25 protein-coding genes, 1 pseudogene and 2 riboswitches are annotated in these 23,074 nt (G+C 72.1%); of the genes and pseudogenes, 19 read left to right on the top strand and 7 right to left on the bottom strand.

Annotated features, from left to right (window positions below):
* Nucleotides 1–27 precede the first annotated feature (27 nt).
* The gene (locus tag ACZ4IF_RS08360; protein ID WP_345648853.1) at nucleotides 28–456 is read left to right on the top strand and encodes a DUF742 domain-containing protein; all 429 of its coding nucleotides are present in this window, start codon (nucleotides 28–30) and stop codon (nucleotides 454–456) included.
* The gene (locus ACZ4IF_RS08355) at nucleotides 407–1,018 is read left to right on the top strand and encodes a GTP-binding protein (protein ID WP_078629515.1); all 612 of its coding nucleotides are present in this window, start codon (nucleotides 407–409) and stop codon (nucleotides 1,016–1,018) included. Before ACZ4IF_RS08360 ends, ACZ4IF_RS08355 begins: the two co-directional genes overlap by 50 nt.
* 117 nt (nucleotides 1,019–1,135) lie before the next feature.
* Here ACZ4IF_RS08355 and ACZ4IF_RS08350 read toward each other — a convergent pair whose 3' ends face one another.
* From ACZ4IF_RS08350 to ACZ4IF_RS08330, 5 genes are all read right to left on the bottom strand, one after another.
* Nucleotides 1,136–1,810: an ABC transporter permease gene (locus tag ACZ4IF_RS08350; protein ID WP_467560722.1), complete on the bottom strand. Its 675-nt coding sequence runs from the start codon at nucleotides 1,808–1,810 to the stop codon at nucleotides 1,136–1,138.
* The gene (locus ACZ4IF_RS08345; RefSeq protein ID WP_028805648.1) at nucleotides 1,807–2,514 is read right to left on the bottom strand and encodes an ABC transporter permease; all 708 of its coding nucleotides are present in this window, start codon (nucleotides 2,512–2,514) and stop codon (nucleotides 1,807–1,809) included. Before ACZ4IF_RS08345 ends, ACZ4IF_RS08350 begins: the two co-directional genes overlap by 4 nt.
* Complete coding sequence (locus ACZ4IF_RS08340; protein WP_467560719.1) at nucleotides 2,511–3,650, bottom strand: ABC transporter ATP-binding protein; 1,140 nt, start codon at nucleotides 3,648–3,650, stop codon at nucleotides 2,511–2,513. The genes ACZ4IF_RS08345 and ACZ4IF_RS08340 overlap by 4 nt, the downstream gene beginning before the upstream one ends.
* A 132-nt stretch (nucleotides 3,651–3,782) precedes the next feature.
* A complete protein-coding gene (locus tag ACZ4IF_RS08335; RefSeq protein ID WP_467560717.1) occupies nucleotides 3,783–4,481 on the bottom strand; it encodes a glutathione S-transferase C-terminal domain-containing protein in 699 nt (232 codons plus the stop codon).
* Between the two features lie 276 nt (nucleotides 4,482–4,757).
* A complete protein-coding gene (locus tag ACZ4IF_RS08330; protein ID WP_323178258.1) occupies nucleotides 4,758–4,823 on the bottom strand; it encodes a putative leader peptide in 66 nt (21 codons plus the stop codon).
* Nucleotides 4,824–4,859: 36 nt separating this feature from the next.
* A riboswitch (SAM riboswitch) is annotated at nucleotides 4,860–5,005 on the bottom strand.
* 128 nt (nucleotides 5,006–5,133) lie between these two features.
* Nucleotides 5,134–5,242: riboswitch (SAM riboswitch) on the top strand.
* A gap of 334 nt (nucleotides 5,243–5,576) precedes the next feature.
* On the opposite strand from ACZ4IF_RS08330, the gene ACZ4IF_RS08325 reads away from it, so the two are divergent.
* From ACZ4IF_RS08325 to ACZ4IF_RS08285, 9 genes are all read left to right on the top strand, one after another.
* Nucleotides 5,577–6,557: an amino acid ABC transporter permease gene (locus tag ACZ4IF_RS08325; protein ID WP_467560715.1), complete on the top strand. Its 981-nt coding sequence runs from the start codon at nucleotides 5,577–5,579 to the stop codon at nucleotides 6,555–6,557.
* On the top strand, nucleotides 6,554–7,342 hold the full coding sequence (locus tag ACZ4IF_RS08320; protein WP_467560713.1) for an amino acid ABC transporter ATP-binding protein: 789 nt from the start codon (nucleotides 6,554–6,556) through the stop codon (nucleotides 7,340–7,342). Before ACZ4IF_RS08325 ends, ACZ4IF_RS08320 begins: the two co-directional genes overlap by 4 nt.
* Before the next feature lie 121 nt (nucleotides 7,343–7,463).
* Nucleotides 7,464–8,483: an ABC transporter substrate-binding protein gene (locus ACZ4IF_RS08315; RefSeq protein WP_467560711.1), complete on the top strand. Its 1,020-nt coding sequence runs from the start codon at nucleotides 7,464–7,466 to the stop codon at nucleotides 8,481–8,483.
* Nucleotides 8,484–8,546: 63 nt separating this feature from the next.
* Nucleotides 8,547–8,714: a putative leader peptide gene (locus ACZ4IF_RS08310; RefSeq protein ID WP_425589258.1), complete on the top strand. Its 168-nt coding sequence runs from the start codon at nucleotides 8,547–8,549 to the stop codon at nucleotides 8,712–8,714.
* Nucleotides 8,715–8,877: 163 nt separating this feature from the next.
* Nucleotides 8,878–10,074 (top strand): LLM class flavin-dependent oxidoreductase, encoded by a 1,197-nt coding sequence (locus ACZ4IF_RS08305; RefSeq protein ID WP_467561122.1) that lies wholly within the window; start codon nucleotides 8,878–8,880, stop codon nucleotides 10,072–10,074.
* A 20-nt stretch (nucleotides 10,075–10,094) separates the two neighbouring features.
* Nucleotides 10,095–11,471, top strand: coding sequence for an NtaA/DmoA family FMN-dependent monooxygenase (locus tag ACZ4IF_RS08300; RefSeq protein WP_467560709.1), 1,377 nt, complete (start codon nucleotides 10,095–10,097; stop codon nucleotides 11,469–11,471).
* A gap of 148 nt (nucleotides 11,472–11,619) precedes the next feature.
* Complete coding sequence (locus ACZ4IF_RS08295; RefSeq protein WP_467560707.1) at nucleotides 11,620–12,372, top strand: alpha/beta hydrolase family protein; 753 nt, start codon at nucleotides 11,620–11,622, stop codon at nucleotides 12,370–12,372.
* Between the two features lie 165 nt (nucleotides 12,373–12,537).
* Nucleotides 12,538–13,029, top strand: coding sequence for a hypothetical protein (locus ACZ4IF_RS08290; RefSeq protein ID WP_467560705.1), 492 nt, complete (start codon nucleotides 12,538–12,540; stop codon nucleotides 13,027–13,029).
* An 80-nt stretch (nucleotides 13,030–13,109) separates the two neighbouring features.
* A complete protein-coding gene (locus tag ACZ4IF_RS08285; RefSeq protein WP_359503484.1) occupies nucleotides 13,110–13,565 on the top strand; it encodes a COG4315 family predicted lipoprotein in 456 nt (151 codons plus the stop codon).
* Here ACZ4IF_RS08285 and ACZ4IF_RS08280 read toward each other — a convergent pair.
* Nucleotides 13,522–14,373 (bottom strand): CDP-alcohol phosphatidyltransferase family protein, encoded by an 852-nt coding sequence (locus ACZ4IF_RS08280; protein ID WP_467560703.1) that lies wholly within the window; start codon nucleotides 14,371–14,373, stop codon nucleotides 13,522–13,524. The genes ACZ4IF_RS08285 and ACZ4IF_RS08280 overlap by 44 nt on opposite strands.
* 106 nt (nucleotides 14,374–14,479) lie before the next feature.
* Here ACZ4IF_RS08280 and ACZ4IF_RS08275 point away from each other — a divergent pair, with 106 nt between their 5' ends.
* The 5 genes and pseudogenes from ACZ4IF_RS08275 to ACZ4IF_RS08255 form a co-directional block, all read left to right on the top strand.
* On the top strand, nucleotides 14,480–15,460 hold the full coding sequence (locus tag ACZ4IF_RS08275; RefSeq protein ID WP_467560701.1) for a zinc-dependent alcohol dehydrogenase: 981 nt from the start codon (nucleotides 14,480–14,482) through the stop codon (nucleotides 15,458–15,460).
* Nucleotides 15,461–15,596: 136 nt separating this feature from the next.
* Entirely contained in the window at nucleotides 15,597–15,995 is a 399-nt protein-coding gene (locus tag ACZ4IF_RS08270; RefSeq protein ID WP_028805644.1) for a 6-pyruvoyl trahydropterin synthase family protein, read from the top strand.
* The gene (locus tag ACZ4IF_RS08265; protein ID WP_467560698.1) at nucleotides 15,992–17,215 is read left to right on the top strand and encodes a glycosyltransferase family 4 protein; all 1,224 of its coding nucleotides are present in this window, start codon (nucleotides 15,992–15,994) and stop codon (nucleotides 17,213–17,215) included. The genes ACZ4IF_RS08270 and ACZ4IF_RS08265 overlap by 4 nt, the downstream gene beginning before the upstream one ends.
* On the top strand, nucleotides 17,212–18,153 hold the full coding sequence (locus tag ACZ4IF_RS08260) for a methyltransferase domain-containing protein (RefSeq protein WP_467560696.1): 942 nt from the start codon (nucleotides 17,212–17,214) through the stop codon (nucleotides 18,151–18,153). Before ACZ4IF_RS08265 ends, ACZ4IF_RS08260 begins: the two co-directional genes overlap by 4 nt.
* A pseudogene (locus ACZ4IF_RS08255) lies at nucleotides 18,150–19,208 on the top strand (lysylphosphatidylglycerol synthase transmembrane domain-containing protein); the annotation flags it as partial. The gene ACZ4IF_RS08260 and the pseudogene ACZ4IF_RS08255, both read left to right, overlap by 4 nt.
* A 164-nt stretch (nucleotides 19,209–19,372) precedes the next feature.
* Here the strand turns inward: ACZ4IF_RS08255 and ACZ4IF_RS08250 are convergent.
* Nucleotides 19,373–20,182, bottom strand: a complete 810-nt coding sequence (locus tag ACZ4IF_RS08250; RefSeq protein WP_467560694.1) for a creatininase family protein — start codon at nucleotides 20,180–20,182, stop codon at nucleotides 19,373–19,375.
* A gap of 39 nt (nucleotides 20,183–20,221) precedes the next feature.
* On the opposite strand from ACZ4IF_RS08250, the gene ribA reads away from it, so the two are divergent.
* From ribA to ACZ4IF_RS08235, 3 genes are read left to right on the top strand one after another with little or no spacing between them, the layout of a single operon-like run.
* Entirely contained in the window at nucleotides 20,222–20,929 is a 708-nt protein-coding gene (ribA, locus tag ACZ4IF_RS08245; protein ID WP_359503475.1) for a GTP cyclohydrolase II, read from the top strand.
* On the top strand, nucleotides 20,926–21,930 hold the full coding sequence (locus ACZ4IF_RS08240; protein WP_467560691.1) for an ornithine cyclodeaminase family protein: 1,005 nt from the start codon (nucleotides 20,926–20,928) through the stop codon (nucleotides 21,928–21,930). The genes ribA and ACZ4IF_RS08240 overlap by 4 nt, the downstream gene beginning before the upstream one ends.
* Nucleotides 21,927–23,072, top strand: coding sequence for an NAD(P)/FAD-dependent oxidoreductase (locus ACZ4IF_RS08235; protein ID WP_467560689.1), 1,146 nt, complete (start codon nucleotides 21,927–21,929; stop codon nucleotides 23,070–23,072). Before ACZ4IF_RS08240 ends, ACZ4IF_RS08235 begins: the two co-directional genes overlap by 4 nt.
* Nucleotides 23,073–23,074 lie beyond the last annotated feature (2 nt).

Below are 23,074 nucleotides of genomic sequence, written 5' to 3'. Positions count from 1 at the left end.
CCCCGAGAGGTGAAGGGGGACGACGTGATGACGGCTGGTGAGCCATCGGCCATCGACGACGCCGGGTGGGAAGCGGAACCGCCCGCGTCGTTCGTCCGGCCGTTCCTGCTGACCGCGGGGCGGATCGCCGGAGGCGACAGTCTCGTACCGCCGATCCCGATCGAGACCCAGGTGGTCGCGACCGATCTGGGGCTGGCGGCACTGGACGCGTTCGTCTTCGAGCAGCACCGCGACATCATCGCGATCTGCCGGGAGCCGCAGTCGCTCGCGGAGATCGCGGCGAAGCTCCGGATGCACCTGAACGTGATCCGGGTCCTCGCCGACGATCTGCGCGCCGACGGCCAACTGGCCTTGTACGCACCGGCCCACTCCAACCGCGATGTCACCGTACTGCGAAGGGTTATCGATGGTCTCCGAGCTGTCCCCGACTCCAGGGGCGCGATCCGTGAGGGCTGACGGCGAGCGTCCCCAGCCGCCCCTGCCCGTGAAGATGGTGATCGCGGGCGGCTTCGGTGTCGGCAAGACCACCACGGTCGGCGCCATATCCGAGATAGAGCCGCTGACCACCGAGGCGTCCATCACCTCGGTCGCGGCGGGGGTCGACGACCTCACCCACACCCCGGAGAAGATGACGACGACCGTCGCCATGGACTTCGGCTGCGTCACCCTGGACCCCACCCTGAAGCTCTACCTCTTCGGGACGCCCGGCCAGGAGCGGTTCGGGTTCATGTGGGACGACCTCGTGGAGGGCGCGCTCGGCGGGCTCGTCATCGTGGACACCCGCCGGCTCGACGACTGCTACGCGGCCGTCGACTACTTCGAGCACCGCGAGATCCCCTTCGCGGTGGCCGTCAACGCCTTCGACGGCAAGGTCGAGCACGATCTCGACGACGTGCGGTGGGCCCTCGACGTCGCCGACCACGTGCCCCTCACCGTGTTCGACGCCCGGGAACGTGGCTCGGTGCGCGACGCGCTGCTCGTCGTCCTCGAACACGCGCTGGCCACCGCGGAACAGTGACGAGGGGACGGGCCGCGACCCGTCCCCTCCGATACCCGGGGGTGGGGCCGCAGCCCGCCCCCACGGGTGCGCGCTCCGTCCGCCCCTGCCGACGCCTTCGAGTGGCCGAGCGTCGCCTCAGGCCGTACGACGCCTGCGCACGCCGGGGGAGACCGCCACCCGGGCCACCGCCCAGAACAGCACCAGCACGAGCAGGGCGAGGACGGCCGTGAGGGTGGCGCCGCCGACCACCTTCTCGTAGTCGCGCTGGTACAGGCCGTCCACGATGTAGCGGCCCACCCCGCCGAGGCTCACGTAGGCCGCGATCGTCGCCGTCGACACGATCTGGATCGCCGCCGAGCGCAGACCGCTGAGGATCAGCGGCAGCGCCGCCGGGACCTCCACCTGGAGCAGGATCTTCCCCTCCGGCATGCCCATGCCACGGGCGGCGTCGACGGGGGAGGGATCCACGTTGCGGACCGCCTCGTAGGTGGTGATGAGCACCGGCGGGATCGCCAGCACCACGAGCGGGATCATCACCGGCGTGACGCCGATGCCGAGCCAGACGAACATCAGCACCAGCAGGCCGAAGGTCGGCAGCGCGCGGGCCGCGGACGACACGAAGGCCAGCGCGTTGCCGCCGCGGCCGGTGTGCCCGGTGACCAGGCCGATCGGCAGACCGATGCCCGTGGCGATGGCGAGGGCCGACGCCGAGTACTGGACGTGTTCCCAGACGCGCTGCGGGATGCCGTCGTAGCCGTGCCAGTGGGAGCCGTCGCTGAAGAACGAGCGGATGAATTCGAGTACGTTCACGACACGCTCTCCGGGGTGCGGGCGGTGCCCGCGGTCGTGGCCCTGCCGCGGCCCGCCCTGCGCGCGGACGGCGGCTGCCAGGGCGTCAGCACCCTTCGCAGCAGCACCAGCAGGGAATCGGCCACGACGGCGAGGACCGCGGTGGTGACCACCGAGTTCACCGCCAGGACCGGCCGGTGGTAGAACATCGCGGTGGTGAGCAGATTGCCGAGCGCCCCCTGGTTGCCGATCAGCGCGCCGACGCTGACCAGGCTGATGCTGGAGGCGGTCGCCACGCGCAGTCCCGCCGTGATCGCCGGTACGGCGATGGGCAGTTGGACCTGGAAGTAGCGGCGTACGAGGCCGATGCCCATCGCCGCCGCGGCCGCGTTCGTCTCCTCGGGGACCGACCGGACGCCGTCGACGACCGACGGGACGAGGATCACCAGGCTGTACAGGGACAGCGGGATCATCACCGTGAGCCGGCTCAGTCCGGTGTAGTCGATGAGCACCACGAAGAAGGCCAGCGACGGGATCGCGTAGAGCACGGTGGTGACCCACAGCACCGGCGCGTAGACCCAGTTGAAGCGGACGCACAGCAGGCCGATCGGCAGTGCCAGCAGCAGACCGACCAGCACCGGGATCAGGGCCTCCTGCATGTGCCAGGAGATCAGGCCGAGATAGCTGTGCTGGAGGTCGCTCGGTATGTCGAAGAAGCCGTTCATCGCGCGGCCTCGACCTGGGACGGGCCCGGCTCGGAGTCCGTGGCCCGCTGCCGGCGCGCCGCACGGATCGCGGCGGCGATGGTCTCCTGCCCGGCGACCCCGAGCACCTGTCCCGCGCCGTCCACCGCGACCGCTCGGCCCGTGGGCGACAGCACCGCCCGGTCCAGCGCGACCCGCAGCGAGTCGCGGCCCACCTCGAAGGTCTGCCCGTGCGGTTCCAGCGCCTCGACCTCGCCGTCCCACGCCGTGGGGTCGGCCCAGCCCAGCGGCCTGCCGCCGGCATCGGTCACCAGTGCGTGCGAGGGCGCGTCCGCGCGCCCGGCGATCTCCTGCCAGTCGGAGCCCACCGGGAAGACCGCCGTGCGGTCGAGGGTGAGCTCGCGGGTGGACAGGAAGGACAGGCCGCGGATGCCCCGGTCCGCGCCGAGGAACTCCTCCACGAACGCGTCGGCGGGCGACGAGAGCAGCTCGTCGGGCGAGGCGAACTGGGCGAGCCTGCCCCCGGTGCGCATCACGGCGACGCGGTCCCCGACGGTGATCGCCTCGTCCATGTCGTGGGTGACGAACACGATGGCCTTGCCGAGTTCCTCCTGGATGCGGAGCAACTCCTCCTGGAGACCGCGCCGGACGACCGGGTCGACCGCGGAGAACGGCTCGTCCATGAGCAGGACCGGCGGGTCGGAGGCCAGCGCGCGGGCGACGCCGACGCGCTGCTGCTGGCCGCCGGAGAGCTGATAGGGATAGCGGCGGGCCATGCCCGGGTCGAGGCCGACCCGCTCCATGAGTTCGGCCGCGCGGGCGCGGGCGCGCTCCTTGGACCAGCCGAGGAGCCGCGGCACCGTGGCGATGTTGTCCAGGATCGTGCGGTGCTGGAAGAGCCCGGCGTTCTGGATGACGTAACCCATGGACCGGCGCAGCGCGTTGACGGGCCGGCTGCGGATGTCCTCGCCGTTGACCCGGATCGTTCCGCTGCTGGGTTCGACCATGCGGTTGATCATGCGCAACGTGGTGGTCTTGCCGCAGCCCGAGGGTCCGACGAGAACGGTGATGGAGTGGTCCGGTATCTGGAGGGAGAGGCGGTCGACGGCCACCGTGCCGTCGGCGTACCGCTTGCTGACATCTTCGATGGCTATCAAGAGTCGGAACCCTTCGGGAACGGCTTTGCTCGTACGTGGCGCGATCGCGTGCACGAGGGTGCGTAGTCTAGTCAGTTGATGTTCGATCGCGATTGCCGCAGGTGAAGGATTCGCTGGACGGGACGGGTCTGGTCACCCGTCGCGCCGGGATCGCGGGGTGAGCTGGCACCGGGCACCCCGGAAGGCGGGATGCTCGCCGAGACGGCGCGCATAGGCGTCGAGTCGCGGGTGCCGGGCCAGGACGCCGGCCGCGCCGGTCTGGGTGAGCGCCGCCCACAGATCCACGTCCGCGGCGGTCAGACGACGGCCCAGTACATAAGGATGCGCGGCCAGTTGGCGGTCCAGCGGCTCCAGCGCCGTGGACAGGACGTCCGCCGACGCGACCGGCGTGACGTCACGGTCGAGGAGCCGGGACAGCGCGTCGATGTCCGCGGCCAGCGCGGCCGGGCGCAGCGTGGTGACGTGGGCGGCGTCGCCCCCGCCCGGGAGGCCCGCGAGATCGCGCAGGATGTCCGGGGTGTGATTGCTGACGACACGTCCGCTCCAGCGGTCGCCCAGCGTGGGGGCGGTCAGCGGACCCTCGTAGTGGTGCCAGGTGGCCTCGTAGGCGCGGCGCAGCGCGGTGAACGCCTCGGGTGTCGCGGCTCGATCCGCCAGGACCGTGGTCGCCACCGAGTCCTGCAGGCCCAGCAGCCGCAGGGTCACGGACAGCCGCAGCGAGCGCGGGCAGCCCTGCGACAGGTACAACTCGTAGCGGTGGGGCGCCGGGTAGAAGCCCCCGGCGGCCCCCACTCCGATGCGGCTGCGGATGCGCGGCGCACGGGCCGGCACGGACGGTGCCCCGCCCCGGGGACGGAGGCCGGGCAGGGACACGGCCGGGCCCGGATCGCCGGGGAGCGGGCAACAGGCCGCCGGGGCACCGGGGATGGAGGTGCGTGCGTCGGCCGTGCCGCCGCCGCATGTGCTGGAGGTCCCTGAATCCGAAGCGCGCGACGATGTCTTGGGCATGACTCTCCCTGGGAACGACGAGGTCCCGGCCCCGCCCATGGGCAGCGGCCGTGGAGGAACGGAGTGACTGCGCTTGCGTACCGGTTCGAGGCGGCCGGTCTAGTAGGCGCTGGAGACCCGCAGCAGATCGATGTGCAGGCGTCTCGTCAGGTCGTTCCTGGGCATTCCCACCGGTCCCGCTCCAGGGTCCGCGCTCCTGCGCGACCACGCTTGCCCCACCGCGTCGGCGGGACCCGGTCGTCACCCGGGGCACCCCGTCGCGGTGGAAGGGTTGCCTGTCAGCGGGCCGGGGCCGATCACCGCGTCGCACGGAAGAACCGAGTGACGAGGCGCTGACAATCGTGACCGTCCCCGTCAGTGTCGGCGGGCTCCCCGAAGCCGTCAAGAAGGCGTGGACCCGGTCTCACCAGGTGGTCATCCTGGCCGCCCGGCGTTGACATCGGTTTCCGGAAGTGCCTAACTTACGCCGCAGATCGGTCATGAGTGTCAGCGACAAGCCCTGGCTCGCTGTCCGGCAACCCTCCTGTCGCGGTGGGGTGCCCCAGGTGAGGACCGGACCGGAAGACCTTCGGTAAGCGCGAGCGCCCACGGGCGGGAACAGCGATGGAGACGGCGATGCACACAGCTTCGAGGAAGGCCGCACGGCGGCCCCGCGGCTGCGTCCTGCTGTGCGCCGACCGCTGCGTCGACCTGCTCCGTGTCAACAGCGCACTGTGTAGCGCCCCGGGCTGTGCCCGCTGTCGAGGCTGACGGCGTTCTGAATCCCTGACGCGCACCGCCGAGCGGTGTGCCCTCTGCCCGTCCGGCCCCCGGTACCGGCGTCCTCCCGCTGTCCGTCGTCCGCGGCCGTCCCACGGCGCCGCGCCGACGCCGCGTCCGCACGCCCGCCCCGGGGTGTCCCTCTTTGCTGGAGCACTCATGAGTGAACCCTCCGGCGCAGCCGTGTCTCTCGCCGAGGCACCGCCCGCCCACCACCCGCCGAAACCGCTCACGGCCCAGCGGGTCCTGCCGCTGCGCAGGCCGGGCCGCTGGATCGGCACGGCCGTCGTCCTGGTCGTTCTCGCCCAGATCGTCCACGGCCTGGCCACCAACCCCTTCTACCAGTGGGACCGCTTCCGCTACTGGTTCCTGCGCCCCACGATCCTCGACGGCCTCGTCATCACCCTCGAAGTGGCCGCGCTCAGCGCTGTGCTGGGGCTGCTCGGCGGGGTCCTGCTCGCCCTGGCCAGACTCTCCGGCAGCCCGGTGCTGCGCGCGGTGAGCTGGCTGTACACGTGGCTGTTCCGCTCCGTGCCGCTGATCGTCGTGCTGATCTTCCTCTACAACTTCAGTGCCCTGTACCGCACGTTGAGCCTCGGCGTCCCGTTCGGCCCTGCCTTCGTCAGCTTCGACGAGTCGCGGCTCGCCACCGACATGGCGGTCGCCGTCGTCGGCCTCAGCCTCAACGAGGCCGCATACGCCTCCGAGGTCGTCCGCGGCGGAATCCTCTCCGTCGACCAGGGGCAGCACGAGGCGTCCGCCGCGCTCGGCCTGCCGAAGAGCTACCAGTTCACCCGCATCGTGCTCCCGCAGGCGCTGCGATCCATCACCCCGAACTACGTCAACCAGCTGATCGGCCTGATCAAGGGCACGTCCCTGGTCTTCTACGTCTCGCTGCTCGACCTGTTCGGCTCGGTGCAGACGATGGGCAGCACCTACCCCGGCGACATCGTGCCGCTGCTGCTGGTCGCCACGGTCTGGTACCTGATCCTCACGAGCGCCGTGTCCGTCGTCCAGTTCTACGTCGAGCGGTACTTCGCCCGGGGCGCCACGCGCACCCTGCCGCCGACCCCCCTGCAGAAGGCGCGCGCCGGCCTCGGTGACCTGCGGGCCCGGCTGCGCAAGGAGGCCGCCGTATGACCACCGCATCGACCCTCGAAGCGAGCCCCGCCGGCCTGGAGGTGCACGACGTGCACAAGTGGTACGGCACCCAAAGGGTCCTCGACGGTATCGACCTGACGGTTCGTCCGGGCGAGGTCACCGTGATCCTCGGCCCGTCCGGCTCCGGCAAGTCGACGCTGCTGCGGGTGATCAACCACCTGGAGAAGCCCGAGGTCGGCCACGTCAGCGTCAACGGCGAACCGATCGGCGTACGCCGGCACGGCCGACGGCTCAAGGAACTCGGCGAACGGGCGATCCTGGCCCAGCGCAGCCGGATCGGCTTCGTCTTCCAGAACTTCAACCTGTTCCCCCATCTGACCGTCCTCGACAACGTGGCCGCCGCACCCGTCGCCACCGGGAAGCTGACCCGGCCCGCGGCCCAGGAACTCGCACGCGAACTCCTCGGCCGGGTGGGCCTCGGCGACAAGGCGGGCGCCTACCCGCGCCAGTTGTCCGGCGGCCAGCAGCAGCGCGTGGCGATCGCCCGCGCCCTCGCGCTGCGCCCGGGAATCATCCTGTTCGACGAACCGACCTCGGCACTCGACCCCGAACTCGTCGGCGAGGTCCTGGCCGTCATCAAGGACCTGGCGACGAGCGGCACCACCCTCGTGATCGTCACGCACGAGATCGGCTTCGCCCGCGAGGTCGCCGACCGGGTCGTCTTCGTCGACGGCGGCCGCATCGTCGAACAGGGGCCGCCCGGCCAGGTGCTGCACGCCCCGCGCCACGAGCGGACCCGGGACTTCCTCAGCAAGGTGCTCTGACCCGCACCCCCGCACCCCTCCCTGACACCTCCCGGCGTGCCCCACCGCTCCCACGCACCACCCGGCGTCAGGCCCCCCACGGTCACATCACGCCCACCCTCACCCAGCGACAAGGACAGCCATGCCTACGCACTTCTCCCGACGCAGCCTCCTACGCGGGGTCACCGCGGCCACCGCGCTCGTCTCCCTGGCCGCCTCCCTGAGCGCCTGCGGAGGCGACAGCGACGCCGCGACCACGACCGACGCCGCGGGCACGGTGACCGTGGGCCGGCTGTCCAACGGCGCCGCGCAAACGGCGGAGTTGAAGGTCACCGAGGTGAAGTCGATCAGCAAGGAGCTGCCCGCGTCCGTCCGCCGCAGCGGCAGGCTGACGATCGGCGTCGGAGCCCTGCCCGACGGCTTCCCGCCGCTCGCCTACGTCGGCTCGGACCAGAAGACCCTCACCGGCGCGGAACCCGACTTCGGCCGGCTGGTCGCCGCGGTGCTCGGGCTGGAGCCGGAACTGAAGAACTCCACCTGGGAGAACATGTTCGTCGGCATCGACAGCGGCAAGGTCGACGTCGCGTTCGCCAACATCACCGACACCGAGGAGCGCAAGAAGAAGTACGACTTCGCCTCCTACCGCAAGGACGACGTCGGCTTCGAGGTGCTCAAGTCGAGCAAGTGGAACTTCGGCGGCGACTACCGCAGCCTGGCCGGCAAGACCGTGGCCGTCGACAACGGCACCAACCAGGAGAAGATCCTCCTGGAGTGGCAGACCAGGCTCGAGCAGGAGGGCAAGCGGCTCACCGTCAAGCACTTCGCGAGCAAGAACAGCACCTATCTGGCGCTCGACGGCGGGAAGATCGACGCCTACTTCGCGGCCAACCCCGGTGTCGCCTACCACGTGACCCAGACCGCCAAATCGCCCACGCCGACGCGCAGCGCCGGCACCTTCTCCGGCGCCGGGGCATCGCTGCAGGGCCTGATCGCCGCGACGACGAAGAAGGACAGCGGTCTGGCCGAACCGATCGCCGACGCCGTCAACCACCTGATCGAGAACGGTCAGTACGCGAAGTGGCTGTCCGCCTGGAACCTCTCGGAAGAAGCCGTCACCACCTCCGAGGTCAACCCGCCCGGACTGCCCCTCGACAACTCCTGAGCAGGGGCGCACGTGTTCCGGAACAGACGGCGCGATCCCGGTGTTGAGCACCACGACGACACGATGCCGGCGCGGCCCCGGGCCCGCCGGACCGGCAGGACGGAGGCGACGGAGATGCCAGGGACGTCCCGTCTCCGTACGCCCGTGATCGCCCCGCGCCGCCGCGTGCGCCTCCACTCGCGGCCCCACATCGACCTTCAGCGCGTGGCCGCCGCGCTCTGTCGTCCCTGACCTGTCACCCAGCCGCCGGGCCCGCGCCGTCGCGGGCCCGGTGATCTCGTACGGTCGATCAGGAAGGCACCCCTCCGTGTCCTCAGCGTCTTCGTTGCCCGCTTCCTCCGTCTCCCCTGCTCCCTCCGCAGCCGTCGCCGACTCCTCCGAAGGCACCCGGGTGCTGCACCTCGCCGTCGCGCTCGACGGCGCGGGCTGGCACCCCGCCGCCTGGCGCGAACCGGTGGCCCGCCCGCGGGACCTGCTCACCGCCTCGTACTGGACCGACCTGGTCACCGAGGCCGAGCGCGGCCTGCTCGACTTTGTGACCATCGAGGACGCCCTCGGGCTTCAGTCCTCGCGCTTCACCGAACCCGACGCGCGCACGGACCAGGTCCGCGGCCGTCTCGACGCCGTGCTCATCGCGGCGCGCGTCGCACCCCTGACCAGCCGCATAGGACTGGTGCCGACCGTGGTGGCCACACACACGGAGCCGTTCCACATCTCCAAGGCGATCGCGACGCTCGACTATGTGAGCACCGGCCGCGCCGGCCTGCGGGTGCAGGTGTCCGCGCGCAGGAACGAGGCCGCACACTTCGGCCGCCGTGCCTTCCCCGCGTTCCGCTTCGAAGACCTGGAGAGCCCGGCCGTCGGAGAACTGAGCACCGAACTCTTCGACGAGGCCGCCGATCACGTCGAGGTGGTGCGCCGGCTGTGGGACAGCTGGGAGGACGACGCGGAGATCCGCGACGCCGCCACCGGCCGCTTCATCGACCGCGCCAGACTCCACTACATCGACTTCGAGGGCAGGCACTTCAGCGTCAAGGGCCCGTCTGTCACGCCCCGCCCGCCGCAGGGTCAGCCCCTGGTCAGCGCGCTGGCCCACGAGACCGGGACGGGCGCGCCGTTCCGGCTGCTGGGCCGCTCCGCCGATCTCGGCTACGTCACCCCGCACGACGCCGGACAGGCGCGCGCCGTCGTCGCCGCGGTCCGGGCGGAACAGGACGCCGCCGGGCGCGCCGCTCAGCCGCTGCATCTCTTCGGCGACCTGGTGGTGTTCCTGGACGACGACGAGTCCACCGCGGTGGCCCGCCGTGAGCGCCTCGACTCGCTCGCGGGACAGCCGTACACGAGCGACGCCCGCATCTTCACCGGTACCCCCGCTCAGCTGGCGGATCTCCTCCAGGACTTGGCGGAGGCGGGTCTGTCGGGGTTCCGGCTGCGGCCCGCCGTCGCCGGGCACGACCTCCCGGCGATCACCCGGGGCCTGGTCCCCGAACTCCAGCGCCGCGGCGCATTCCGGAAGGAGTACGAGGCCGCCACCCTGCGCGGGCTGCTGGGCCTCGCCCGCCCCGCCAACCGCTACGCCGTCACCGCCTGAGCCGGAGGGACCGTACGACCATGAGCAAGCCCCTGAAGCAGATCCACCTGGCCGCCCACTTCCCCGGCGTCAACAACACCACCGTATGGAGCGACCCGGACGCCGGCAGCCACATCGAGTTCAGCTCCTTCGCCCACTTCGCGCGCACCGCCGAACGCGCCAAGTTCGACTTCCTGTTCCTCGCCGAAGGGCTGCGGCTGCGTGAACAGGGCGGCGAGATCTACGACCTGGACGTCGTGGGCCGGCCCGACACCTTCACCGTGCTCAGCGCGCTCGCCGCCGTCACCGAACGCCTCGGCCTCACCGGCACCATCAACTCGACCTTCAACGAGCCCTACGAGGTGGCCCGCCAGTTCGCGAGCCTCGACCACCTCTCCGAGGGGCGGGCCGCCTGGAACGTCGTCACCTCCTGGGACGCGTTCACCGGCGAGAACTTCCGCCGTGGCGGGTTCCTGCCGCAGGAGGAGCGGTACTCCAGGGCGAGGGAGTTCCTGAGCACCGCGCACGAGCTCTTCGACTCCTGGCGCGGCGACGAGATCGTCACCGACAAGGCGAGCGGCACCTTCCTGCGCGACGCGCGGGCCGGAGCGTTCGTGCACCGGGGACAGCACTTCGACATCGAGGGGCAGTTCAACGTCCCGCGCAGCCCCCAGGGCCGCCCGGTGATCTTCCAGGCCGGGGACTCCGACGAGGGCCGAGAGTTCGCCGCGGCCGACGCCGACGCCATCTTCAGCCGCTACAGCACGCTCCGGGAGGGCCAGGCGTTCTACACGGACGTCAAGAACCGGCTCGCCCGCTACGGCCGCCGCCACGACCAGCTGCTGATCCTGCCCGCCGCCACCTTCGTCCTCGGTGACACCGACGAGGAGGCGCGGGAGAAGGCCCGGGAGGTACGGCGCCTCCAGGTCAGCGGCGCCACCGCGATCAAGCATCTGGAGTTCGTCTGGAACCGGGACCTGTCCGCCTACGACCCGGACGGCCCGCTGCCCGACATCGACCCCGACCTCGGCGAGCACACCGTCGCCCGGGGCCGCGCCCAGGTACGGATGTACCGCGACCCGCTGGCCACCGCCCGCGAATGGCGCGAGAAGGCGGCAGCCAACAACTGGTCGATCCGCGACCTGGTCATCGAGACCGGCAGCCGCCAGTCCTTCGTGGGCACCCCGGCGACCGTCGCCGAGACCATCGACTCCTTCGTCCAGGCCGACGCCGCCGACGGCTTCATCCTCGTCCCGCACATCACGCCGGGCGGCCTCGACGCCTTCGCCGACACCGTGGTCCCGCTGCTCCAGGAACGCGGGGTCTTCCGCACCGAGTACGAGGGCACCACCCTGCGGGACCACCTCGGTCTCGACCATCCCGACGCGCAGGCGCCGGGTAGGCGCGTCGCGTCCTGAGACCACCGGCCCCGTTCCTTACGGGGAACCCCCGCCCGAGGGACCGGAGTGCGTGGATCGACTTCCGCGCACCCCGGTCCATTTGTCTGGACCAGCTGCCATGATGCGGGCCAGGCAAGTCCTCACCGAGATGACGGGGGAGCGACGCATGAACGGATCGGTCCGGGCTGCCCGTGCACTGGCGTGCGCGGGGGTACTGGTGCTCAGCGCCTGCGGAGGGGGCGGGGACGGGGGAGAGGACGCCGACGCCGGAGGGACGACGGCGAGCCCCTCGGAGTCGGCGGCGAACGACTTCGGCTGTCTGGCGGGCAAGCAGCTCAAGAGGTCCACGACGTTCGAGGACACCGAGGGCAACGAGGTCGACGGCTACGAGACGGGCACCGGCACCACGGGCATCGTCCTGTCCCACCAGTCGAACAACGACGTGTGCTCCTGGATCCCCTCCGCCGACGAACTCGCCGCCGCGGGCTACCGCGTGCTCGCCGTGAACAGCAACTCCTCCGAGGTCCCGGAGATCGAGGGCGCCGCCGCCCGGTTGCGCGAGGACGGAGTGCGGAAGGTCGTCCTGATGGGCGCCTCGAAGGGCGGCACCGCCTCACTCGTCGCCGCCGCCAGGATCAGACCGGCCGTCGCAGCGGTCGTATCGCTGTCGGGCCCGGGCCTGTACGGCGACATGGACGCCACCAAGGCCGTGCCGGAACTGACCATGCCCGTCTGTCTGCTCGCGGCCTCGGGCGACGGACGGTTCGCCGACGACGCCCGCACGCTGCACAAGCTGGCGAAGAAGTCGCACGGCGAAAGGCTGGAGATGGTCGCCGGCGCCGCCCACGGCAGCGACATCCTGCAGCAACAGCCGTCCGTGTGGGACGAGGTGAAGACCTTCATCAAGACCTACGGCTGACCCCGCCGCCCGGACCCCCGCCCGTGCCTCTGCCTTGGCCTGTCGGGGTGAACACCACCGGGCTGCGCCGCGAAATCGTATGAACATCGGCCCGTCCCGCTGACGATGATCGCCGGCGGGACGGGCCGGTCTCCGTCCTCGACACTCACGCACCGAGGTGGAGACATGCGCGTCAGGCGCGGACCACGGGCCGGACGTCGGCTGCTCGCCCTGCTGACGAGCGGTCTCCTGCTGGGCCTGGGCGCGTCCGCGCCGGCCCATGCCGCGGCGCCGGCTCGGAGCGCCACCCCGCCCGCGCACACTGTCGGCGCACCCTCCCGTGCCGCCACGACGTCAGCCGCCGGCGCACCCTCCCGTGCCGCCACCACGCACGCCCGCGCCGCCGACGCGACCACGGTCTCGGTCGACAACCTGCGCACCGGCTGGGACCGGACGAGCCCGGCCTGGCTCCTTCGGACGTGGCCGCCTCCGACTTCGGCCGACGGTTCTCCACCGCCGTGGACGGCCAGGTCCACGCCCAGCCGCTGGTGGCCGGGAACACGGTCGTCGCGGCCATCGAGAACCGACCTGCCGCAGAACGTGCTGACCCGGTTCGGCGGCGCCGACGGCGGCCGCACGGACAACCACACGGTCAGCGGAGTCAAGATCACCTACTGAGGTCCCGGCCGGGACAACCACCGAGGCCCGTGCGGCACGCGCGACAGGTCCCGAGGCCGCGACAGAGCGAGGAGAGCATCATGCGTCGACCGGTCACCCCCCTGCTGGCCGCGGTGGCGTTCGCGTCCTGCTTCGGCCTGCCCTACCCCGCGATGGCGGCACCCGAGCCGCCCCGGCTGACCGTCATGGTCGCCGAGACCGACACGATGGGGCGCGTGCTCACGGACCCGAACGGCCGTACCCTCTACCGCTTCGACCCGGAGGGCTCCGGAACCGTCACCTGCGTGGGCCCCTGCACGGACACCCGCAAGCCGCTGCTCAGCCCGCCCGGCGCCGAACTCCGCCTCCCGCCCGGCATCGCCGGCACGCTGGGCACCGTCCCCCGGCCCGACGGAGGGAACCAGGTGACGTACGACGGCTTCCCGCTGTACTGGTACACCGACGACGTCCAGCCGGCCGACACCAACGGGGTCGACCTGTTCTGGCACGTCATCAACCCTCGGAACGCGCCGGTACCGGCCGGGAGGCGGAGCTGACCGACAGCGCGAGCACCCTGGCGGCGGGCCGGTACGCGCCGGCGTCCCGGTCGTCGCGATCCGCTCCGGCGCCGTGGTGCGCCGCCGCGACCGTTTGGCCGCCACGGCGCCACAGCCACACGACGTCCCGGCCGAACGACCACACGAGCAGCGCCAGGGCCAGCAGCACCGCCGCCCCGGCCGCCGCGCGCGGCAGGATCCCGGCACCCGCGACGAGCAGCACGATCCCCTGCATCGCGGCGACCGTCTTGCGTGCCATGCTCGGCGGCAGCGCGGCGTTCAGCCAGGGCAGCACCCGGGCCGCCGCGACGAACGCGTAGCGCATCGTGCCGATCAGCAGCACCCACGGGCCGAGCGACATCGCGACGTACACGCTCAGCACCAGGATCAGGAACGCGTCGACCTCCATGTCGAAGCGGGCACCCAGGGCGGAGGACGTACCGGTGCGCCGGGCGACCTTGCCGTCGACGCCGTCGAGGATCAGCGCGACCGCCGTCAGACCGACCAGGAGGCTGACCGGAGGAGAGCTCTGGAACGAGTCGGCGACCAGCGCGGTGACCCCGCCCACCAGGATCGCGCGGCCCAGCGTCACCCGGTTGGCCGGACCGAAGGAGCGGGGTTGTGAACGGCGCAGGGCCCGGGTCAGCACCGCCCAGGTGGCGATCGCGAAGGCCAGACCGGTGAGCCAGCCCGCGGGCCCCATACCGATCGCCGTGCCCAGCAGAGCCAGCAGCACGAGCTGCACACCGGCTCCCACGATGGTCTCCTGCTGGGGAAGCCTCGCGTCGTACGTGTTGTTCAGGGCCACCGCACATCCTCCGGCCGTATGACAGAGTCGATCAACGCCGCGTACAGTGCGCGGCTTGTCACCGCTCCGTACGTGAAGATCTGCTGAATCGTTCAGGGGGACGCTCATGGAACTCACAGCCCGGGCCTTCTGGCTCGGTTCTCCCGGACACGGCGAGATCCGCGAAGTCACCGTGCCCGCGCCCCGCGAGGGGCAGGTGCGGGTGCGCGCGCTCTACTCCGGGGTGAGCCGGGGCACCGAGACCCTGGTCTTCCGCGGCGGCGTTCCGGAAAGCCAGCATGCTTCGATGCGTGCACCGTTCCAGGAGGGGAATTTCCCCGCGCCGGTCAAGTACGGCTATCTGAGCGTCGGCCAGGTGGAGGAAGGACCCGAGTCGCTGCTCGGCCGCACCGTCTTCTGCCTGTATCCGCACCAGACGCACTACGTCGTCCCGGTCGAGGCGGTGACGGTCGTACCGGACACCGTGCCCGCCCCGCGCGCCGTGCTCGCCGGGACCGTGGAGACCGCGGTGAACGCGCTGTGGGACGCGGCTCCGCTGGTCGGCGACCGGATCGCCGTGGTGGGCGGCGGCATGGTCGGCTGTTCCGTCGCCGCGCTGCTCGCCCGCTTCCCCGGCGTACGGGTCCAGCTCGTCGACGCCGACCCGTCGCGGGCGGACATCGCCCGGGCGCTCGGCGTCGACTTCGCGCTGCCCGGGGACGCCGCCGGCGAATGCGACCTCGTCGTGCACGCCAGCGCCACCGAGGCCGGGCTCACCCGGTCCCTGGAGCTCCTCACCGACGAGGGGACCGTGCTCGAGCTGAGCTGGTACGGCGACCGGCGCGTCAGCCTGCCGCTCGGCGAGGCCTTCCACTCGCGCCGCCTGGTCGTCCGCAGCAGCCAGGTCGGCTCCGTCTCCCCGGCCCGCCGCTCCGGCAGGACGTACGCCGACCGGCTCGCGCTCGCCCTGGAACTGCTCGCCGAGCCGGCGTTCGACGCGCTCGTCACCGGCGAGTGCGCCTTCGGTGAACTGCCCGACGTCATGGGGAAGCTCGCCGCCGGATCCATACCCGGCCTGTGCCACCGCGTGGTCTACGACGACGTTTGAGCCCGCGGCAAGCTGCCTGACCTCCGAGGACTCCGAAGAAAGGGGAACGGGCGGCTGAACAAGGAGAACCAGGCAGCCGTACTACACGACGTGCCCCGGCAGGGGATCAGACGCACCGCACCTGGAGGGTCGTCCGTTGTTCAGCATCACCGTCCGCGATCACCTGATGATCGCCCACAGCTTCCGTGGCGAGGTCTTCGGCCCCGCGCAGCGCCTGCACGGGGCGACGTTCCTGGTGGACGCCACCTTCCGTCGCGCCGAGCTGGACGACGACAACATCGTCGTCGACATCGGACTGGCCACGCAGGAACTCGGCGCCGTCGTGAGCGAACTGAACTACCGCAACCTCGACAACGAAGCCGATTTCAAGGACACCAACACCTCGACGGAGTTCCTGGCCAAGGTCATCGCCGACCGGCTCGCCGACCGCGTGCACGCCGGCGCCCTGGGCGAAGGCGCCCACGGCCTGTCCGGCATCACCGTCACCCTGCACGAGTCGCACATCGCCTGGGCGAGTTACGAGCGTGCCCTGTGACCGACACGACCCTCGACCAGGCGATCCCGAACCGGAGCCTGGCGTCCGGGCCCAGGGACCAGATGTCCCTGAACTACCGGCCCGTGCGGCACACGGCACTCAAGAACGCCGAGATCATCCCCATGTCACTGCGCTCCGTGCACTTCGTCATGCCGGGCGGCGTCGACGACCCGGCCGCGCCGAGCGGCGGCAACGCCTACGACCGCCGGCTCTGCCTGGACCTGCCCGGCTTCGGCTGGCAGGTGCACCGGCACGCCGTCCCGGGCGACTGGCCCCGGCCCGAAGCAGCCGCCCGCACCGAACTCGCCCGGACACTGGCCGAGTTCCCGGACGGCACCGTCGTCCTGCTGGACGGCCTGGTCGCCTGCGGGGTCCCGGAGATCGTCGTGCCCGAGGCCGAACGGCTGCGCCTCGCGGTGCTGGTGCACCTGCCGCTCGGCGACGAGACCGGGCTGCCGCCCGCGGTCGCCGCCGAGCTCGACGCCTTCGAACGCGCGACGCTGCGGGCCGTACCGGCCGTCGTCGCCACCAGCGACTGGGCCGTACGCCGCCTCGTCTCCCACCACGGCCTCGCCCCGGACCGCGTCCACGTCGCGGCGCCCGGCGCCGACATCGCGCCGCTCGCCCCCGGCACCGACGGCGTCTCCCGCCTGCTGTGCGTCGCCGCCGTCACCCCGCGCAAGGGACAGCACCGGCTGATCGAGGCCCTCGCGACCGTCACCGACCTGCCCTGGAGCTGCGTCTGCGTCGGGGGACTCACCCAGGACCCGGCGTACGTCGCCCGATTGCGCGCCCTGATCGAGAGGCACGGCCTCGGCGACCGACTGCACCTCGCGGGACCGCAGGCCGGCGCGGAACTCGACGCGAGCTACGCCGCCGCCGACCTGATGGTCCTCACCTCCTACGCGGAGACCTACGGCATGGCCGTCACCGAGGCGCTCGCCCGCGGGATCCCCGTACTGGCGACCGACGTCGGCGGCCTTCCCGAAGCGGTCGGACGCGCACCCGACGGCGGGGTGCCCGGAATCCTCGTACCGCCGGAGGACCCGGCGGCGCTCGCCGTGGAACTGCGCGGCTGGTTCGGCGAGGCCGACGTGCGCCGCCGCCTGAAGGCCGCCGCCCGCAGCCGGCGCGCCGCGCTCGACGGCTGGGCCGCCACGGCCCGCAGTCTCGCCGGCGTGCTGTCCCGGCTGCCCAGGGAACCCCGGAGGGCGGCATGAGCACGGCGACGACCCCCGCGGGGGTTCCCGAACCGGGCACGGCCGTGCCCGGGGTGCCGGAGACGACGGGGAGGACCGCTGTGCCCGGTCAGCGTGCGCGTACGGCCGACGCCGACGACGTGACTCGATACGCACCGCAGTGGCTCCGGTTGCGGGAGGGGGCCGACGCCTCGGCGCGGGCGCACGACCTGCTCGACCCGCTGCGCATCCGGCTCGCGAACCGGCCGGGGCGCGGCGACCTGGTGGTGCACGACCTCGGTTGCGGCACCGGCTCCATGGGCCGCTGGCTCGCTCCCCGGCTCGACGGCGCCCAGCACTGGGTGCTGCACGACCGTGACCCGTACCTGCTGCACTTCGCCACCGCCGGAGCGCCCCGCGCGGCGGCCGACGGCAGCCATGTCTCGGTCACCACGCAGCGCGGCGACATCGGCCGGCTCACCGCGGACGCGCTCGAAGGGGCCTCGCTGGTGACGGCCTCCGCCCTGCTGGATGTGCTGACCGCCGACGAGATCGACCGGCTCGCCGCGGCCTGCGCCGGCGCCGGTGTCCCGGCCCTGCTGACGCTGTCCGTCGTCGGACGGGTCGAACTCACACCCGCCGACCCGCTCGACGCCGAGATCGCCGAGGCGTTCAACGCCCACCAGCGCCGTGGCGAACTGACCGGACCGGACGCCGTCACGACGGCCTGCGAAGCCTTCGGACGATACGGCGCGACGGTACGGGTGCACCCCAGCCCCTGGCGGCTCGGCCCCGACGACGCCGAGCTCGCCCAGGAGTGGCTGCGCGGCTGGGTCGGCGCGGCCGTGGAGCAGCGTCCCGAGCTGGCGGCCCGGGCGGAGTCGTATCTGACGTCTCGCCTGAAGGCCTGCACCACGGGTGAGTCGAGGGTGGTGGTCCACCACAGCGACCTCCTGGCGCTGCCGGGCGGTGCGCGGTGAGCGCCGGACTGGAGTCGGTGGGGATCGAGGCGATAGCCGACCGGACCCGCGTCAAGGAGGCCCGCGCGGACCTGATCCGCGCCCGTCGCGACGCGCTCGGCGAGCACACGGGGGCCGACGTCGTTCCGATCCGCGCGGGTGTCGACGTCCCGGTGGGCGGTGCGGTGAACGAGGCAGCGGGCGACGGCGGCCGTGAGGCCGTCCGGCGGCGCGGAGTTCCGGCCGCCGTGCGCGCCCGCCTCGGCTCCCCCCGGGTACGCACGCACCTCGGCACGGCGGCCGGAGTCGTCATCCTCGCCGTGCTGCTCTGGCGGCTCGGGACCGGCGTCTTCCTGGACGGACTGCGGCGGATCGACGCGACGACGCTGCTCGTCGCGCTCGGAATCGGCCTGCTCACGACGGTGTTGAGCGCCTGGCGCTGGTCCGTGGTGGCACGCGCGCTGCGCATCCGGCTCCCGCTGGGCGCGGCCGTCGCCGACTACTACCGCGCCCTGTTCCTGAACGCGGCGCTGCCCGGCGGAGTCCTCGGCGACGTGCACCGCGCCGTGCGGCACGGGCAGAGCGCCGGGGACATCGGCCGCGGCGTGCGGGCGGTCGTCCTCGAACGGACCGCCGGACAGCTGGTGCTGGTGGCCGTGGGAGCGGCGGTGCTGGCCACGCAGCCGTCACCCGTCCTCACACAGACCCGGCGGCTGGCACTGCTCCTGGCGATCGTCTCCGTGTGCGGTGCGGTGGCCGTCGGCGCCGCGCGCAGGCGCCGGGCGCCCGGTCGCACCGAGCGGTTCCGAGCCGCCCGCGCGACCCTGGCGGAGGCGCGGGGCGCCCTGCTCGCCCGGGGAAGCTGGCCCGGCGTGCTGCTCTCGTCCCTCGCCGTGCTCGCCGGACACGTGGCCATGTTCGTGGTGGCCGCCCGGGTCGCCGGATCCGGGGCGTCCACCGCCCGGCTGGTGCCGCTGGCGCTGCTGGCCCTGCTCGCCATGGGGCTGCCGCTGAACGTCGGCGGCTGGGGCCCCAGGGAGGGCGTCACCGCGTGGGCGTTCGGCGCCGCCGGGCTCGGCGCGAGCATGGGCCTGACCGTCGCCGTGGTCTACGGAGTGCTCAGCTTCGCGGCGAGCCTGCCGGGCCTCGTCGTCCTGGTCGTCCGGTGGGGCGCCGCCCTCCGGCGCCCCCGGGAGGAGAGCGCAGGAGGGCGCGACCGATGCCGACGATCAACCACCGCTCACGGCCCGTCGACCGCCGAGGTCCCGTCCGCCGGAGCCTGTTCGCCGAAGGACGCCGTCGGCGAGGTCAGCAGCGAGAAATATGCTCCGAAGGCGTCGGTCAGCGCGGCCAGTATTTCCTTCCCCTTCTCGGCGGAAGCCAGCGAAGGCCGGCCGATGACACCGGAATCGGTATAGGCGGACATCCCGAGGGTGAGCAGATGACGCCGGTCGTCCGCGAGGAAATCCGAGGATTCGTAACCGTCCCCCACGCATTCCGGATGGGCGTGCAGAAGAATGGAGGTCTCGATTTCTCCCGCGTGCATGTCGCTGAGCAACGAGGTCTGCACACCGGCCCGTTCACGCGCGGCCTCCCAGTCCTCCACGGCCGGGAAGAGCGCCATGCGGGTACCGGTGCCGGCGGATTCCTGGACGACATTGCCGAGGACGTAGTTCCCGCCGTGTCCGTTGACCAGTACCAGGGTGTCGACGCCGGAACGGCGCAGCGAGTCGGCGATGTCCCGGACCACCGCGTGCAGGGTGACCGCGGAGATGCTGACGGTCCCCGGCCAGGCGGAGTGCTCGTGCGAGCAGGAGATCGTCACCGGAGGAAGGAGATGGACCGGATAGGCGGCGGCAACCTCCCGTGCCACGGCGCAGGCGACGAGCGTGTCGGTGGCCAACGGCAGGAACCGGCCGTGCTGTTCGAAGCTGCCGACGGGAAGAACGGCGACCTGACGGGTGACACCGGCCCCCCGTTCCTTCACGTCCTGGGTGGTGTCCAGCGGCAACAGACCGGATACCGTCGAGCGCGTTCCCGAACCACTCATATTTCCACGGCCCTTTCGACTCTGCTTAGGAACCAGATCATGACAGACAACTTTGGCGTACTCGACGGGAATGCCCCTCTCTCAGGTGTCGAACGAGCCGTGATCGCCCCGTTGCCCACCAAGTACGGCGATTTCCATGCCGTCGGCTACTTCGACCACGACCGCGGTGAAGAACAAGTCGCCCTCGTGTACGGGGACTTGGCCTCCCTGAAGAAAGGGGACGTGCTGACGCGGCTCCACTCGGAGTGCCTGACCGGAGACGCCTTCGGGTCCACGCACTGCGAGTGCGGCCCTCAACTCGGCGCCGCGCTGCGCGCCATCGTCGCCGAGGGCCGCGGCGTCCTCGTCTATCTGCGCGGCCACGAGGGGCGCGGGATAGGCCTGATCGGCAAACTCCGTGCGATGAAGCTCCAGGCCGAGGGGCTGGACACCGTCGAGGCGAACCTCGCCCTCGGTTTCCCCGTGGACGCCCGCGACTACCGCGTGGCGGCGGACATCCTGCACGACCTCGGAGCGCGCTCGGTGCGCCTGCTGTCGAACAACCCGCGCAAGCGGGAGGCCCTGCTGCGGCACGGCATCAAGGTCGCCGAGCAGGTGCCCCTGCTGATCCCGCCGTGCGAGGAGAACCTCGCCTATCTGCTGACCAAGCGGGAGCGCCTCGACCACTACCTGCCCCACCTGGACGGGGACGGCTGGGCGGACGCGATCTTTTGCGGATCGGCGAAGACGGTTATCACTGAGGAATGACCGAACACGCCGAGGACGACGTCGACGAGGCGGGACCGCTGTATCTGTCACGTGCGCGGGTGACCGGGCTGCTGGACCCCGGCGCGGCGATCGCCTCGCAGCGGGCGGCGTTCACCGCGCTCGGTGACGGCACCGCGGAGCTGCCCGGCAAGATCATGCACCCCAGCCGCTTCGACGACAGCGTCGTCTTCGCGTATCTGGCGCGGCTGTCCGCCGGCACCGGGGCGGTCGCCAAGATCGGCAGCGTCAACCCGGGCAACGCGGCGGCCGGACGGCCCACCGTGCACGCGGTGATCAACGTGCTCGACCCGGTCACCGGCCGGCTCGTCGCCGTCATGGACGGCACCGCGGTGACGACGCTGCGCACCGCCGCGGCCTCCGCCGTCGCCTTCGACGTGCTGGCCCACCGCGACGCCACGGAGCTCGGGATCCTCGGTTCGGGCACCCAGGCGCTCGCCCACGCGCGGGCCGTCGCACAGGTCAGGGACCTGCGGTCGGTACGGCTGTGGAGTCCGCACCCGGGCCGGCGGGAGGCCGCCGCCCGGCGCCTCGCGGCCGAGCTGGGCATCCTCGTCGAGGCCGTCGACTCGGCCGACGAGGCCGTGGCCGGGTTGCCGATGGTGGCGGCTTGCACCCTCAGCGCCACGCCCGTCGTGCGGGGCGCACGGCTGGCGGCGGGCTGCACGGTCGTCAGCGTCGGGTCCTTCGAACCCACGCGCAGCGAGGTCGACACGGACGTGTTGCGACGGGCCGCCGCGGTCGTCGTCGACGATCCCGGCACCGCGGCGGAACACGCCGGGCCGGTGGTCGGGGCCCTGCGGGAGGGGTGGCTCGACCGTGAGGACCTGATCCCGCTCGGCGCCGTCCTCACCGGCCGGCGGACGGCACGCACCCGGCGCGACGACATCGTCTTCTACAACAGCGTCGGACTCGGCGTCCAGGACGCCGCCGCGGCCTGGGCCGTGATCGAGGCCGCCCGGGCCCAGGAGGCACGGCCGTGAACCGAACCGCGCGTGTGGTCGTCGTCGGCGGCGGGGTCATCGGCACGAGCATCGCCTACCATCTGGCCCGCGCCGGGGTGCCGGACGTGGTGCTCGTGGAGCGCGACGAACTCGCCTCCGGGTCGACCTCGCGCGCGGCCGGCGGGGTGCGGGCGCAGTTCTCCGACGAGCTCAACATCCAGCTCGGCGCCCGCAGTCTGGAGGCGTTCGCCCGCTTCGCCGAGGAACCGGGCCACGACATCGGCCTGCACCGCGTCGGCTATCTGTTCCTCCTCTCCGAGCCCGAGGAGGTGGAGGCGTTCCGGGCCGGGGTGCGGCTGCAGAACGAGCTCGGCGTGCCCAGCCGGCTGATCGACCCGGCGGAGGCGCGCCGGCTGTCCCCGCTGATCAGCACCGACGGGCTGCTGGCCGCGGCCTTCTCGCCGGACGACGGGCACTGCACACCCGAGGCGGTGGTCCACGGGTACGCGGCCGGGGCCCGCCGCCACGGCGCGACCCTGCTGCGGCACTGCGAGGTCACCGGCATCGAGACGCACGGCGACACCGTCACCGGCGTGCTCACCGACCTCGGACGGATCGCCACCGACACGGTGGTGTGCGCCGCGGGCGCCTGGTCACGGGGCATCGGCGCGATGGCCGGCGTGGAGCTCCCGGTCGAGCCGCTGCGCCGTCAGATCGCCGTCACCGAACCCGTCCCGGGCCTGCCCCCCGGCCTGCCCATGACCATCGACTTCACCAGCAGTCTCTACTTCCACGCGGAGGGCCCCGGCCTCCTCCTCGGCATGTCCGACCCGGACGAGACGCCGGGCTTCTCGACCCGGACGCACGACCGCTGGATCCCCCGCCTGTACGAGGCCATGCGGTACCGGGCTCCGGCCCTGCTCGACCTGCGCAGGACGGGCAGCTGGGCAGGCCTGTACGAGGTCACGCCGGACCACAACGCGCTGATCGGCGAAGCGCGTTCCCTCTCCCGCTTCCTGTACGCGACCGGGTTCTCGGGCCACGGTTTCCTTCAGGGGCCCGCCGTCGGCGAGGTCGTCCGCGACCTCTACCTGGGCCGTGCCCCCTTCGTCGACGTCGGTCCGCTGAGCGCCGACCGCTTCGCCGCGGACGCGCCGCGCCGCGAGGCCAACATCGTCTGACC

The sequence above is a fragment of the Streptomyces sp. NPDC025784 genome, from assembly GCF_055558435.1.
The sequence above is the reverse complement of the archived record's forward strand: the minus strand, read 5'-3'. Positions and strand labels throughout refer to the sequence as shown.